The 12,929-nt window shown below is 65.0% G+C and carries 14 protein-coding genes; 11 read left to right on the plus strand and 3 right to left on the minus strand.

From position 1 onward, the window contains the following. Nucleotides 1–5 precede the first annotated feature (5 nt). The 9 genes from tsaB to E5675_RS05155 all read left to right on the plus strand — a co-directional run bounded on the left by tsaB (nt 6) and on the right by E5675_RS05155 (nt 9,703). Entirely contained in the window at nt 6–623 is a 618-nt protein-coding gene (tsaB, locus tag E5675_RS05105) for a tRNA (adenosine(37)-N6)-threonylcarbamoyltransferase complex dimerization subunit type 1 TsaB (protein WP_136173629.1), read from the plus strand. Next, nucleotides 620–1,102: a GNAT family N-acetyltransferase gene (locus tag E5675_RS05110; protein ID WP_247594791.1), complete on the plus strand. Its 483-nt coding sequence runs from the start codon at nt 620–622 to the stop codon at nt 1,100–1,102. The genes tsaB and E5675_RS05110 overlap by 4 nt, the downstream gene beginning before the upstream one ends. 108 nt (nt 1,103–1,210) lie before the next feature. Then, complete coding sequence (locus E5675_RS05115; protein WP_136173630.1) at nt 1,211–1,645, plus strand: MucR family transcriptional regulator; 435 nt, start codon at nt 1,211–1,213, stop codon at nt 1,643–1,645. Nucleotides 1,646–1,781: 136 nt separating this feature from the next. After that, nucleotides 1,782–2,207, plus strand: coding sequence for a Fur family transcriptional regulator (locus E5675_RS05120; protein ID WP_037555319.1), 426 nt, complete (start codon nt 1,782–1,784; stop codon nt 2,205–2,207). Further along, nucleotides 2,176–2,964: a lysophospholipid acyltransferase family protein gene (locus tag E5675_RS05125; protein ID WP_247594792.1), complete on the plus strand. Its 789-nt coding sequence runs from the start codon at nt 2,176–2,178 to the stop codon at nt 2,962–2,964. Before E5675_RS05120 ends, E5675_RS05125 begins: the two co-directional genes overlap by 32 nt. A gap of 7 nt (nt 2,965–2,971) precedes the next feature. Next, the gene (gene miaB / locus E5675_RS05130; RefSeq protein ID WP_136173631.1) at nt 2,972–4,309 is read left to right on the plus strand and encodes a tRNA (N6-isopentenyl adenosine(37)-C2)-methylthiotransferase MiaB; all 1,338 of its coding nucleotides are present in this window, start codon (nt 2,972–2,974) and stop codon (nt 4,307–4,309) included. Nucleotides 4,310–4,439: 130 nt separating this feature from the next. Next, nucleotides 4,440–5,447, plus strand: a complete 1,008-nt coding sequence (locus E5675_RS05135; RefSeq protein ID WP_136173632.1) for a PhoH family protein — start codon at nt 4,440–4,442, stop codon at nt 5,445–5,447. A 1,024-nt stretch (nt 5,448–6,471) separates the two neighbouring features. Then, nucleotides 6,472–8,703 carry a TonB-dependent hemoglobin/transferrin/lactoferrin family receptor gene (locus E5675_RS05150; protein ID WP_247594793.1) on the plus strand — a complete coding sequence of 744 codons (2,232 nt, stop codon included), beginning with the start codon at nt 6,472–6,474 and terminating at the stop codon, nt 8,701–8,703. A gap of 22 nt (nt 8,704–8,725) precedes the next feature. Further along, nucleotides 8,726–9,703 (plus strand): DUF6607 family protein, encoded by a 978-nt coding sequence (locus E5675_RS05155; RefSeq protein ID WP_136173635.1) that lies wholly within the window; start codon nt 8,726–8,728, stop codon nt 9,701–9,703. A 53-nt stretch (nt 9,704–9,756) separates the two neighbouring features. Here E5675_RS05155 and E5675_RS05160 read toward each other — a convergent pair whose 3' ends face one another. Together E5675_RS05160 and E5675_RS05165 are read right to left on the minus strand one after the other, a co-directional pair. Next, nucleotides 9,757–10,203 (minus strand): hypothetical protein, encoded by a 447-nt coding sequence (locus tag E5675_RS05160; protein WP_136173636.1) that lies wholly within the window; start codon nt 10,201–10,203, stop codon nt 9,757–9,759. 7 nt (nt 10,204–10,210) lie between these two features. Further along, nucleotides 10,211–10,588 carry a DoxX family protein gene (locus tag E5675_RS05165; protein WP_136173637.1) on the minus strand — a complete coding sequence of 126 codons (378 nt, stop codon included), beginning with the start codon at nt 10,586–10,588 and terminating at the stop codon, nt 10,211–10,213. A 138-nt stretch (nt 10,589–10,726) separates the two neighbouring features. On the opposite strand from E5675_RS05165, the gene E5675_RS05170 reads away from it, so the two are divergent. Beyond that, nucleotides 10,727–11,185, plus strand: a complete 459-nt coding sequence (locus E5675_RS05170) for a carboxymuconolactone decarboxylase family protein (RefSeq protein ID WP_136173638.1) — start codon at nt 10,727–10,729, stop codon at nt 11,183–11,185. After that, nucleotides 11,185–12,060, plus strand: a complete 876-nt coding sequence (locus tag E5675_RS05175) for a sigma-70 family RNA polymerase sigma factor (protein ID WP_136173639.1) — start codon at nt 11,185–11,187, stop codon at nt 12,058–12,060. The genes E5675_RS05170 and E5675_RS05175 overlap by 1 nt, the downstream gene beginning before the upstream one ends. Here E5675_RS05175 and E5675_RS05180 read toward each other — a convergent pair. Then, nucleotides 12,057–12,929 (minus strand): PD40 domain-containing protein, encoded by an 873-nt coding sequence (locus E5675_RS05180; RefSeq protein WP_136173640.1) that lies wholly within the window; start codon nt 12,927–12,929, stop codon nt 12,057–12,059. The genes E5675_RS05175 and E5675_RS05180 overlap by 4 nt on opposite strands.

A 12,929-nucleotide genomic window follows, 5' to 3' on the forward strand; every position in this document is an offset into this window, starting at 1 on the left:
ATCTCATGCGCCACCTGGTCATCGATTCGGCGAGTGAAGCCTGTTCGGTGGCGCTGCTCGATGCGGGCGCGGTCGTCGATTATCGCCACGAAGTGATCGGGCGCGGTCACGCCGAGCGCCTCGTTCCGCTGATCGCCGAACTCGTCGGTGGCGGCCGCGCCGACGTCATCGTCGCCGGATGCGGCCCGGGCAGCTTTGCCGGGGTGCGCATCGGCGTGGCCGCAGCGCGCGCGCTTGCGCTCGGCTGGCAGGTGCCGGTCCACGGCTTTTCGACTCTAGCCCTCGTTGCCGCCGCCGCGGCCGACGACATCGCGGCGGCGGACGGCGCCCTGGTGGTTATGGAGGGCGGCCACGGCCAATGGTTCGTCCAGCCTTTCGCAGCCGATCTCGCCCCGCGCTCCGCGCTTCGCTCGCTGCTTCCCGACGAGGCGATCGAGCTCGGCGACGCGCTGGTCGTCGGCAATCGCGCCGAGGCTTTTGTGGCGAAGCGTGGCGCGGGACGCGCGCTCGCGATGCTGCCCGACGCGCGTGCCTTTTTACGCTTGCCCACGGGCGCGATGATCGACACGCCGAGCCCGATCTATGGCCGCGCGCCCGACGCCAAGCCGATGGCGTGTGCATGACCGCCGCTATTCGTCTCGCCACCGCGCGCGTCGGCGATCTTGCGGCGGTGATGCGCGTGATGGATGCGGCGTTCGAGCCCGCCTATGGCGAGGCATGGACCGGCGCGCAGCTCTTGACCCTGTTCGCGCTGCCGTCGGCGCGCGTGTGCCTGGCGTGGGAGGGCGAGCAGGCGTGCGGTTTTTCCGCCGCGCGGATCGCGGGCCCCGAGAGCGAATTATTATTACTCGCGGTCGACCCGCAGTTTCGCGGCCGCGGGATCGGGCGATTGTTGATCGAAGACTGGCGCGTCTGGGCTAGAGGCGAGGGCGCCGAAGACTATTTCCTTGAAATGCGGGCCGACAATGACGCGGTTCATCTTTATGAACGCGCGGGCTTTTCCGAATGCGGGCGGCGCCCGGCTTATTATCGCGGCAACGACGGCAAGCTTCGCGACGCCATTACGATGCGGCGGCCGTCAGGCGAGAGTCGAACCGACTGATCGGTCATTGCGGAATTAAATCCAAAGTGGCACTAATCGATCCGGCGAAAGAAAAAATCCAATATTCGCCGAGATACTTCTGGGTAATCGACAACAAGGAATAGTCTCATGTCCGATTCTGCCGACACCAATGAGATGCTCGTTACGTTGACCGCCGACATTGTCGCGGCGCATGTCAGCAACAACAGCGTCGCGATTTCAGACCTCTCCATTCTGATCAACAATGTCCACGCCGCGCTGTCGGGTCTCGGGAGCGAGCCGGTCGTGGAAGAAAAGCTGGTACCGGCGGTTTCGATCCGCACCTCGGTCAAGCCCGACTATATCGTCTGCCTCGAAGACGGCAAAAAGCTGAAGATGCTGCGCCGCCACCTGATGACGCATTATGGCATGACCCCCGACGACTATCGCGCCAAATGGGGTCTTGCTGCCGACTATCCGATGGTCGCGCCCAACTATGCCGAAAAGCGCCGCGCGCTGGCGAAGGAAATCGGCCTCGGCACCAAGGGTCGTGGCGGCGGGCGCAAGCGCAAAGCCAGGGCCTGACAGCCGCGATACATCGCTCCAGCCGGAGTAGGGAAGGGCGGCGCCCGCAGGGGCGCCGCCCTTGTCCTATTCGCGGGGCATCCCTATACAGTTTGTGACAAAGACAGACGCGGCTGCATCTGCAGGAAAGGCAAGCATGTCCGGCAATATCGATCTCGAAGCCCTGTGCCACGAAAAGGGTCTCCGCATCACCGAACAGCGCCGCATCATCGCGCGCGTCATCTCGGATTCGGAGGATCATCCCGATGTCGAAACCCTCTATGAACGCGCGTCGAAGATAGACAGCGGTATCTCGATCGCGACCGTTTACCGGACCGTGCGCCTGTTCGAAGAAGCGGGAATTCTCGACCGTCATGATTTCGGCGACGGGCGTTCGCGCTATGAAGCCGCGCCCGAGGCGCATCACGACCATCTCATCGACGTCGAAACGGGCAATGTGATCGAATTCGTCGACCCCGAGCTTGAGGCGTTGCAGAAGGTGATCGCCGAACGGCTGGGCTTCCGCCTCGTCGATCACCGCATGGAGCTTTATGGTGTCGCCATCGATCGCAAGCGCGACTGATCGCAGCGCGATTACCTGGCGGACGGTCGCCCGTCTCGCCTTGATGGTGCTGGCGCTCCTTTTCCTGATCGTCCCGCATCTGCTTTACCGTGCCATCGGCCGCCCCTCGCCCATGGTGATGGCGTTCCTGAACGCCGCGGGCTGGATCGCGGGACTGCGCATCCGCACGACGGGAACGCGGCTTCGACGCGACGTGTTGTTCGTTTCCAATCACGTCAGCTGGCTCGACATCCTCGCGCTGGGCGGCGCGGCGCGCTCGGCGTTCGTGTCGAAAGCCGAGATCGGGTCGGCGCCGCTCGTCGGCTGGCTCGCCGACCAGAACCACACCGTCTATGTCCAGCGCGAGGCGCGGCGCGAAATCCACAATCAGGCGAACGACCTTCGCAATGCGCTCGCGCGCGGGCGCCCGGTGACTTTGTTCCCCGAAGGCACGACGGGCCCGGGCGACGGCCTGCTGCCCTTCCGTGCCTCGCTGTTCCAGGCGGTGATCCCGACGCCGCCGAAGCTGCGCGTCCAGCCGGTCCTGCTCGACTATGGCGTCGAGGCGAACGACATTGCCTGGCTCGATCCCGAATCGGGCCTCGACAATTTCAAGCGGCTGCTGGCACGCAAGCGCCCGGTGCACTTGACGATCCATTATCTCGATCCGCTGCCCGATATCGTCGAGGGCGATCGCAAGCTGCTCGCCGAGGCCGCGCGCGCGGCGATTGCGGCGGAAATCGCACGCTCTTCCGCCAGCGCACCGCATCGCCTATAGCGCGCCGATGAAATCCGACTCTCCGAAAACATTCCACGTCAAATCCTTCGGCTGCCAGATGAACGTCTATGACGGCGAGCGCATGGCCGAGATGCTGGGCGCAGAGGGCTATGTCGCGGCGCCCGACGGCGCCGACGCCGACCTCGTCGTACTCAACACCTGCCACATCCGCGAAAAGGCGGCCGAGAAGGTCTATTCGGATATCGGCCGGCTGAAGCGCGCCGACGGCAGCACGCCGACGATCGCCGTCGCTGGCTGCGTCGCGCAGGCCGAGGGCGCCGAGATCGCGCGCCGCGCGCCCAGCGTCGACGTCGTCGTCGGCCCGCAGGCCTATCACCGCCTGCCCGACCTGATCGCGCGGGCCGAGCGCGGCGAGAAGGCGGTCGACCTCGACATGCCGCTTGAAAGCAAGTTTGGCGCGCTGCCCAAGCGCGCCGGCGGCCAGCGTCCGACCGCCTTCCTGACAGTGCAGGAAGGCTGCGACAAATTCTGCACCTACTGCGTCGTCCCTTATACGCGCGGCGCAGAGATCAGCCGGCCGTTCGCCGACCTGATCGCCGAAGCGCGCGCGCTCGTCGCGGGCGGGGTGCGCGAGATCACCTTGCTCGGGCAAAACGTCAACGCGTGGGACGGCGAGGATGAGAAGGGAAGGGCGATCGGGCTCGACGGGCTGATCCGCGAACTCGCGCGCGAGGATGGTCTCGAACGCATCCGCTACACGACGAGCCACCCCAACGACATGACCGACGGGCTGATCGCGGCGCATGGCGAGGTCGAGAAGCTGATGCCTTTCCTCCACCTGCCGGTGCAGGCGGGCAGCGACCGAATCCTGGCGGCGATGAACCGCAGCCACAGCGTCGACAGCTATCTTCGTGTCATCGAGCGCGTTCGCGAGGCACGCCCCGACATCGCAATTTCGGGCGACTTCATCGTCGGCTTCCCTGGCGAGAGCGAAGAAGATTTCCTCGCCACGCTCGATATCGTCCGCGCCACCAAATATGCGATGGCGTACAGTTTCAAATATTCGCGCCGCCCCGGCACGCCCGCGGCGACGATGGACGGCCAGATTTCCGAAGCCGAAATGAACGGCCGCCTCCAGCGGCTGCAGGCTTTGCTCAACGAGCAGCAGCAGGCGTTCAACGAAGCGACCGTCGGCCGCACCACGCGCCTGCTCCTTGAACGCAAGGGCAAGCTCGAAGGGCAGCTCATCGGCAAATCGCCGTGGCTCCAGTCTGTTCACGTCATCGCGCCGGGATTGAAGATCGGCGACATGGTCGACGTGCGGATTGTTTCGGCGGGGCCGAACAGCCTTGGCGCCGAACTGCTGATGGAAGCGGTCGCCTAGTGCCAGGGGCGGAAGCTGTCTCCGTGAAGACACACTCCGTCTTTTTCCGTCGCATCCCGAACCCGCGGGAGATGGACTCGCGCCTTCGCGGGACTACAGTCTCCTCACCGCCAGAAGGAGCCTTGCTTACGTGTCCAAACGCCCGCTGACCGCCTCCGCCCCCGCCGAACCCGGCGACCGCGTCCGACTGACGGCGGAATTCGAGCGAACGCAGCTTTTGGGCATTCTCTTCGGCGAGTTCGACCGCAATCTCGTCGCGATCGAAAACCGCCTCGGCGTTTACATCTCGGCGCGCGGCAACCGCGTGCAGATCGAGGGCGAGGCCGAAGCCGCGGCGCGCGCGCGCGACGTGCTCACCGACCTTTATGACCGCATCGAAAAGGGGCAGGAGGTCGACGCCGGCATGGTCGACGGCCTGATCGCGATGTCGGCGCAGCCGACGCTCGACGGCATCATCCGCCACGACGCGAGCGAAGCGCCGCCGGTGATGATCCGCACGCGCAAGAAGACGATCGTCCCGCGCGCGCCGTCGCAGGTCCCCTATATGCAGGCGCTCGCGCGCGACGAGGTGATCTTCGCGCTCGGTCCCGCGGGCACGGGCAAGACCTATCTCGCGGTCGCGCAGGCCGTCGCGCAGCTCATCACCGGCAGCGTTCAGCGCCTGATCCTCTCGCGCCCCGCGGTCGAGGCGGGCGAAAAGCTCGGCTTCCTGCCCGGCGACATGAAGGAAAAGGTCGATCCCTATCTGCGCCCGCTTTACGATGCGCTCCACGACTGCCTGCCCGCCGAGCAGGTCGAGCGCCGTATCGCGTCGGGCGAGATCGAGATCGCGCCGCTCGCCTTCATGCGCGGTCGCACGCTCGCCGACGCCTTCATCATCCTCGACGAGGCGCAGAATACGACGATCCCACAGATGAAGATGTTCCTGACCCGCTTCGGCATGAATAGCCGCATGGTCATCTGCGGCGACCCGAAGCAGGTCGACCTGCCGATGCCCGCGACCTCGGGCCTCGCCGACGCCGTCGCGCGGCTCGAAGGGCTCGAAGGAATCAACGTCAGCCGCTTCACCGCCGCCGACGTGGTGCGTCATCCGATCGTCGGGCGGATCGTCGAAGCCTATGAGGGGCCGGGCGCATAGCGCAAACGATGCCGGCTTTGGGGTGGGGAGGGGACATTCCACAACCGTCGCCCCCGCCTTCGCGGGGGCGACGGCTAGGTTCGGTCGTTTCCTGACTTAGCACCCAGATCGGCGACCAACGATGCAGCAGGGGTAGGGCACGGACGGTAGTTAGTCTGTCTCTTCGACGCGTATGCAAGCTCGGAAAACGCCACCCTCTTTGTCCTGCCGATGCCAGACTTCGACAACATTGAAGTATTTAAAGTAGCCCGGCGTAGTGTCGATCGAGAGATATTCACCAGTGCGGGGTAGGAACTCGAATTCCGCTGTGAATAGCGGCTCCAAGGCGTCTTTGTGGTCAAAGGCTTCCACGCTTGGCATGACGGCATGCTACGCAGGCGCGAGAATGACCGCAAGCGGTCGTTTGCCGTCTTTGTCAATGGATTAGCCCCCGTATGACGACTTTGGAGGTGGGGGTGCTGACGTTGCAGAGTTTACTATCTAGTTACTTGTATCTGCGATCACCCAACCATGATCGGCACGCAGGCACCAAAGGGCTTCGGCCTCCTCTTCGTAATTGTAGGCATCCCACTGATCCTCTGGAACGCGTCAGGCACTAACAGTGAGCTTGAGGCCTTAGACGCTTCGGGCAGCACTGAAAGCGCACGCATCGAGGCATGCGAAGCGAAAGCGGTTAAGCTGGAACCCAACTCGTCGGCGCGACACCAACTGTGCGGTTGCATTGTCAAGAAAGCTTCTGAGCGCGGCGCCTTTAAAGATTATGGCGCTTACGATGAGGGTTTACTTGAGCCCATAGTTGGCGAGTGCATGCAAAGAGGCTGATGTCCGCAATCGGTCGGAAGCCGTCCTCTCGAACCTCGTCAACCCACGGCCCTTGGGCATGGGTGCCGACAGCGCTCACTCGCGTCACCCTGCTCGCGCAATATTTTCGAGAACGATTCTCAATAGCATCTTGACCCTCTGATTTCGCGCGCCTAGAGCGCCGCTATTGCGAGTCAATCGCAAGATAATCAGGGGAAGAAATTTGACCAGTCATCGTTTGCCGTCCGTATCCCGCCTTGTCGCAGGCAGCGCGCTGGGCCTTGCGCTCGCCGCCCCCGCCGCGCCGGCCTTTGCGCAGGACAATGACGGCGAATATTGGCTCGCGCGCAAGAACCAGATCGTCGTGACCGCGACGCGCACCGCAGTGAAAGCCGAAGACCTGCCCGTCACCGTCACCGTCAAGACCGACGAGCAGATCGCCGACGAACTCGTCACCGACATCCGCGACCTCGTGCGCTTCGAGCCCGGCGTCAGCGTCCAGCGCCAGCCCGCGCGTTTCGGCGCCGCGCTCGGCGCGACCGGCCGTGCGGGCAACGACAGCTTCAACATCCGCGGTATCGGCGGCAACCGCGTGCTGATCCAGGTCGACGGCGTGCGCGTCCCCGACGGTTTCAGTTTCGGCGCGCAGGCGTCGGGACGCGGCGATTATGTCGACTTGGGCCTGATCAAGTCGGTCGAGATTTTGCGCGGCCCTTCGTCGGCGCTCTACGGCAGCGACGGCCTTGCGGGCGCGGTCAGCTTCATCACCGCCGATCCCGCCGATTTCATCCAGCCGGGCAGCAATGTCGGCGGCCTCCTTCGCGCCGCCTACAGCAGCGCCGACGAGGAGTTTAGCGAAGCCGCGATCCTCGCGGGGCGCAGCGGCGACTGGTCGATCATGGCCGCCTATACGCGCCGCGACTGGCAGGAGCTCGACAACAAGGGCACGGTCGGCGGAACCGGCCCGGCGCGCACCGAACCCAATCCGCAGGATGGCCATTCGAACGCCGCGCTGGCGCGGATCGTCTATGACCCGGCAAACGGCCATAAATTGCGCCTGACCGGCGAATATCTCGACACAGAGCTTTACACCAACGGGCTGACCGGCGTCGGGCCGGGCAGCTTCGGCGCATCGGTCGACCGGCTCGAAGGCTGGGACAGCGGCGAGCGCAAGCGCGTTTCGCTCGACTGGAGCTGGGAGGGCGAGGGGGCGATCGATTTCGCGCGCGTCGCGCTTTACTGGCAGGATGGCGAAGACCGGCAATATACCGAGGAAGACCGCACGCCTTCGGCCGACCGCACGCGTCTCAACACCTTCGAAAACCGCGTCATCGGTGCCTCGGCCGATGCGCGCGCCGATTTTGCCACCGGTGCTATCGCGCATCGTCTCGTCTTCGGCGGCGACATCAGCAAGACGCGCCAGCGCGGGCTACGCGATGGCACCGTCCCGCCCGCGGGCGAGGTGTTTCCCACCCGCGCCTTTCCGAGTACCGACTTCACGCGCGGCGGCCTCTTCGCGGGCGACGAGATCAGCATCGCCGACGGCCGGCTGATCCTCTATCCGGCGCTGCGTTTCGACTGGTACGACCTGTCGCCCGACGACGATCCGCTGCTTCCCGCCTTCAGCGGCGCGGGGCAGGACGGTTCGCGGCTGTCGCCCAAGTTCGGCGCGCTGTGGAAGATCACCGACACGGTGCGGCTGTTCGCCAATTATGCGACCGGCTTCAAGGCGCCCGAGCCGGGGCAGGTCAACCAGTTCTTCGAAAATCTCGCCTTCGGCTATACCTCGGCGCCGAACCCCGATCTCGACCCCGAACGCAGTGAAAGCTTCGAGGGCGGCATCCGCTTTTCCAGCGATCATGTCAGCCTCGATGTCACCGCCTTTTCGGCGCGTTACAAGGATTTCATCAGCCAGGAAGTGGTGAGCGGCAGCTTCACGCCCGCCGATCCCGCTGTCTATCAATTCGTGAATCTCGACCGGGCCCGCGTCAAAGGCGCCGAAGCGCGGTTCGAGGGGCGAGCGTCGTCCGGCCTGTATACGACGCTCGCCCTATCCTATGCGAAGGGCAACGAGATTTTGCCCGACGGCACGCGCGTGCCGCTGTCGACGATCGACCCGCTGAAACTCGTCGCGGGCATCGGCTATCGCGAGCCGCAGAGCGGGCGTTTCGGCGGCCAGCTGATCATGACGCACAGCGCGCGCAAGGAGGCGTCGCGGACCGAGGGGCTGTGCACGCCCGAATGTTTCCGCCCAGACGGCTTCACCATCCTCGACGCGACCGCCTTCGTGCGAATTGTCGAGGGGCTGACGCTTCGCGCCGGTGTCTTCAACATCCTCGACGAGAAATATGCGTGGTGGAGCGACGTGCGCGGGCTCGCGTCCACCTCGACCGTCACCGACGCCTACACCCAGCCCGGCCGCAATGTGAGCGCCTCGCTGAGCTTCCGCTTCTAATCAAAACAGAAGGACTGCATCGATGAAACATTATCGCAAGATCGCCGCCGGCCTGCTTCTGCTCACCGCCGCGCTGCCCGCCGTCGCCTCCGCCCACCCGCCGATCGCCGCCGAGGACGCCGCCGCCAATTTCGAGCAGGACCGTGCCGACATTCTCGCGATGGCGGGCAATTACCGCGTCAGCTTCAACATGCAGGAATCGACGCGCTGGGACCCCGGTTATGAAGTGCTCGAACCCAAGAAATCGGGCGGCCACGAAGTCGTGCGCGTGATCGAGGATACCGGCCGCAAGATCGTGCTCCAGCATATGCTCGTCATCACCGGCGGCGACGACAAGAGCTTCGTGATCAAGCATTGGCGGCAGGACTGGGAATATGAACCTGCAAAGATCGTCGCCTATTCGGATCGCAATATATGGGCGTGGGAAGACGTCCCCGAACGGATGCGCACCGGCCGCTGGTCGCAGACGGTCTATCAGGTCGACGACAGCCCGCGTTACGCCGGCTGGGGTCAGTTCGAAACGCAGGGCGGCATCCGTCGCTGGCGTTCGAGCTGGACGTGGCGCCCGCTCGCGCGCCGCGATGCGGTGCGCAATCCCGTCTACGACCGCTACCTTTCGATCAATCGCCACCAGCCCTCGCCCGACGGCTGGATCCACTGGCAGGACAATACCAAGATGGGGACGAAAGACGGCAAGCTGGTGCCGATCGTCCAGGAATATGTCCTCAACACCTATACCAAATACGACCAATATGATGTGAAGGCCGCCGACGATTATTGGGCGGCGACCAAGGAATATTGGGCCGCGGTGCGCGCCGAATGGGACCGGGTCGCGGCGACCAAGGGAGGCATCGCGATCGAGGAAAAGGCCGACACCGGCACCGTGATCAGCGGCCGCCTGCTCGAAATGGCCGACGAGGTTCAGGAAAAGAAGCTGACGACCGCGAAAGCCATCAGCGAAGCGAAGAAGCTGATCGAGACGAACACGCGCAAGCTCTGACGACCTTCACCATGTGAAGCCCGCACCTGGGGGCGGCTCGAAGGGGTCGCCCCCTATTTTATATGTGCGTGGTGGCGCGCCATGCAGAAGGTGCGAAGCGCGACGGCGTCGTGATAGGCATTGTGCGGAATGTCGCTCAGTTCGGCGGTCGAGAAATTGACGACCTCTGCGAGTTCGAACCGCACCGCCGAAATAATCAGCCGCCGCCCGTTGTCGGTGACGAGCAGGCGCGCGGCGTGGACGATATCCTCGGGCCAATCGGCGACCAGTATCGGCTCTGGATCGGCTGCCAGATAATCGGCGAACGCGTCTTGCAGGGCTTCATAGGATATCGGCGTGACATCGAGCCTCGGCAGCACGTGCGCCGCGACCCACGGCGTCGGGTCGCGGCACTCGATGGCGCCGTAAAAGGGTGCTTTGTCTTCCGCCTCGGGGACGAGCGCGATCGAGATCAGCGCACCCCCGAACCCGTTGAATTCGGCATCCAGATAATATCGCAACGCCCCGCTACTTCTTCGCCCCGTCGACGCTCCAGATTCCCGCGCCGCGCGTCGCGATGAACAGGAAGATGAAGCAATAGAGCGCGATCGTCTCGCCGCCATTGACGATCGGGTAAAGCCCCTTGCTACCGTGCGCGACCCAATAGCCGACCGCCGCCATGCCGCTGGCGACGAAGGCCGCGGGACGCGTGAACAGGCCGATGACGATCAGGCCGCCCGCGACGAGTTCGATGATTCCCGCGGCGTGGAGCATCGGGTTCAGCGGCATCGGAAAGGCGACCGGGAAATTGAAGAATTTCTGCATGCCATGCGCCAGAAACAGCAAGCCCGCGACGATGCGCAGCAGCGCATAGGCCTGCTCGCCGAAACCACCCAGAAATTTCATGGATTGCCCCCTCATTCCGATTGTCGAGGCGAGGAGGCTAACCGATTTTCCCGCCGACGCGAATTTTTTTCGCAGCGCATGTCACATCCGCCGATCCTGTCTCGTCATATCTGCACAACCCCTCGAAGGAGACACGATATGTCCAAGGTAACCGACCCCTTTGCCGCCTCGCCGCAGCTCATGAAGCAGTGGATGGCGGTCAGCCTCGCCGCGCAGGAAAGCCTCGAGCCGGGCCTGATCGAGCTGGTGAAGATCCGCTCGTCGATCCTCAACGGCTGCGCGAACTGCATCAACATGCACACCGCCGAAGCGCGCGCGAAGGGCGAAACCGAACAGCGCATCTACCTGCTCGCCGCGTGGCAGGAAGCGCCGGTCTATACCGACCGCGAACGCGCCGCGCTCGCCTGGACCGACGCCTTGACCCGCCTGTCGCAAGGCCACACACAAAGCCAAGCGCGCGAAGCACTCGATGCGCATTTCACCGCGGAGGAACAGATGAACCTGACCGTGATGATCAACGTCATCAATGGCTGGAACCGCATCGCGGTCGGCTTCGAGCTCTGGTACGAAGGCGGCGCGCCGGCGAAGGCCGCCTGATGACCGGCGAAGGCGTCCGGGACGGTGTCGATGCGGCGGATGCGGCGGTCAGTTTCGATCCGCTGCGCCCGCTTCTCACGCGCGTCGCCTATCGCATGCTCGGCTCGGTCGCCGATGCCGAGGATGTGGTGCAGGACGCCTTCATCCGCTGGCTCGGCACCGACCGCGATGCGGTGCGCGAGCCAGCGGCCTTCCTCCGCCGCACCGTGACGCGCCTCTGCCTCGACCAGATCAAATCGGCGCGCAACAGCCGCGAGACCTACGTCGGCCCCTGGCTTCCCGACCCGCTGGTCGAGGAGGAGGAAGACGACGACGTCACGCTGCCGCTGATGCTCGCGCTTGAACGGCTCTCCCCCTTGGAGCGCGCAGCCTTCCTTCTCCACGACGTCTTCGGCGTCGGGTTCGACGAGGTCGCGAAGACGATCGACCGCGATCCGGCGGCGACGCGCCAGCTCGCCGCCCGCGCGCGTACTCACGTTCGCGACGCGCGCCCGCGCTACAAGCTTGAAAAGGAGCGGGGGCTCGAAATCGCCGACGCCTTCTTCGCCGCGTCGCGCAGCGGCGACATGGGCGCGCTCGGTGCGCTGCTCGCCGCCGATGTCGGCATGTGGACCGACGGCGGCGGCAAGCGACCGGCCGCGATGGAACCGGTGCTCGGACACGACGTGGTGCTCAAACTGCACCGCGGTCTCGCGGTCTTGTTCGGCAAATATGGCTCGACGCTTGTTCACACCGGCATGATCAACGGCCTGCCGGGTTTCGTCACGCGCGAGGCCGACGGCGAACTCCAGACCACCGCGCTCGACATCGAGGACGGCCGGATCGTGGCGATTTATGTGATGCGCAACCCCGACAAACTCCGCCACGTGCATTAGGGTCTGGATCGCCCCGGCGCTCCGGTCGCCGGAAAGCGATAGGTGATGCGATACAGGTCCATCGACGCCGCGCCATCGCGCCGGGCCGAAAAAGTCAGTCGGCCCGGCGCCGACCAGTCGACCATCGGGCCATAGTTGTCGCCGTCGGCATCGTTCACCGACCGCGGCAATATCGTCCCCGCACCGTAGCGGCCATCGGTTGCCGCGGCGGCGAACAGGTCGACGCGGTCGTCCTGCATGCTCGGCGCGCGCGCGAAAATCACGGTCTTTCCGTCCGAAAGAAAGGTCGCGTCGAACTCGTCGGCGGCGGTGTTGATCGCACCGGCCAACGGAACCGCCGCCGCAAAGCCGCCTCGCGCCGTGCGCGCACTGTAAAGGTCATGCCGTCCCGCGCCGCCCGGACGGTCGCTCGAAAACAGCAGGCGCCGGCCATCGGGCGACAGCATCGGCGCGAATTCACTTCCCGCGCTGTTGACCGCTGGCCCCAGATTCGCGGGGGTGCCAAAGCCCGACGGGGTCACCGCGACGCGGTAGAGGTCGTCCCTGCCGATTCCGCCGGGCCGGTCGGAGCAGAAATAGACGAAGCGGCCGTCGCGTGTGAAAGCGGGGTCGAAATCACGGCCGGGCGAATTGAACGAAACCGGTGTCGCCGGGGACCAGCCCGATGCCGATCGCCGCGACATCCAGATATCATATCCGCCCGCGCCGCCGGGCCGGTCGCGGCTGAACCACAGCGCCGTCCGGCCGTCGGGGCTGATCGTCAGCCGGACTTCCGAATGTCCGGTCGACGCGATGCCCGGGGCAAACATCTCCGCCGCGCCGACGATCTCGACCGGCGGCGTGGCGGCGAGCAGGGCTATCGCAAGCAT

The sequence above is a fragment of the Sphingopyxis sp. PAMC25046 genome, assembly GCF_004795895.1.
In the GTDB taxonomy this organism is placed as follows: Bacteria; Pseudomonadota; Alphaproteobacteria; order Sphingomonadales; family Sphingomonadaceae; genus Sphingopyxis.

What these genes read in the sequence shown, in the direction of transcription:
- tsaB (WP_136173629.1), top strand. Translation starts at nt 6, where the DNA reads ATGCGCCACCTGGTCATCGATTCGGCGAGTGAAGCCTGTTCGGTGGCG.
- E5675_RS05110 (WP_247594791.1), top strand. Translation starts at nt 620, where the DNA reads ATGACCGCCGCTATTCGTCTCGCCACCGCGCGCGTCGGCGATCTTGCG.
- E5675_RS05115 (WP_136173630.1), top strand. Translation starts at nt 1,211, where the DNA reads ATGTCCGATTCTGCCGACACCAATGAGATGCTCGTTACGTTGACCGCC.
- E5675_RS05120 (WP_037555319.1), top strand. Translation starts at nt 1,782, where the DNA reads ATGTCCGGCAATATCGATCTCGAAGCCCTGTGCCACGAAAAGGGTCTC.
- E5675_RS05125 (WP_247594792.1), top strand. Translation starts at nt 2,176, where the DNA reads ATGGTGTCGCCATCGATCGCAAGCGCGACTGATCGCAGCGCGATTACC.
- miaB (WP_136173631.1), top strand. Translation starts at nt 2,972, where the DNA reads ATGAAATCCGACTCTCCGAAAACATTCCACGTCAAATCCTTCGGCTGC.
- E5675_RS05155 (WP_136173635.1), top strand. Translation starts at nt 8,726, where the DNA reads ATGAAACATTATCGCAAGATCGCCGCCGGCCTGCTTCTGCTCACCGCC.
- E5675_RS05165 (WP_136173637.1), bottom strand. Translation starts at nt 10,588, where the DNA reads ATGAAATTTCTGGGTGGTTTCGGCGAGCAGGCCTATGCGCTGCTGCGC.
- E5675_RS05170 (WP_136173638.1), top strand. Translation starts at nt 10,727, where the DNA reads ATGTCCAAGGTAACCGACCCCTTTGCCGCCTCGCCGCAGCTCATGAAG.
- E5675_RS05175 (WP_136173639.1), top strand. Translation starts at nt 11,185, where the DNA reads ATGACCGGCGAAGGCGTCCGGGACGGTGTCGATGCGGCGGATGCGGCG.
- E5675_RS05180 (WP_136173640.1), bottom strand. Translation starts at nt 12,929, where the DNA reads ATGCTTGCGATAGCCCTGCTCGCCGCCACGCCGCCGGTCGAGATCGTC.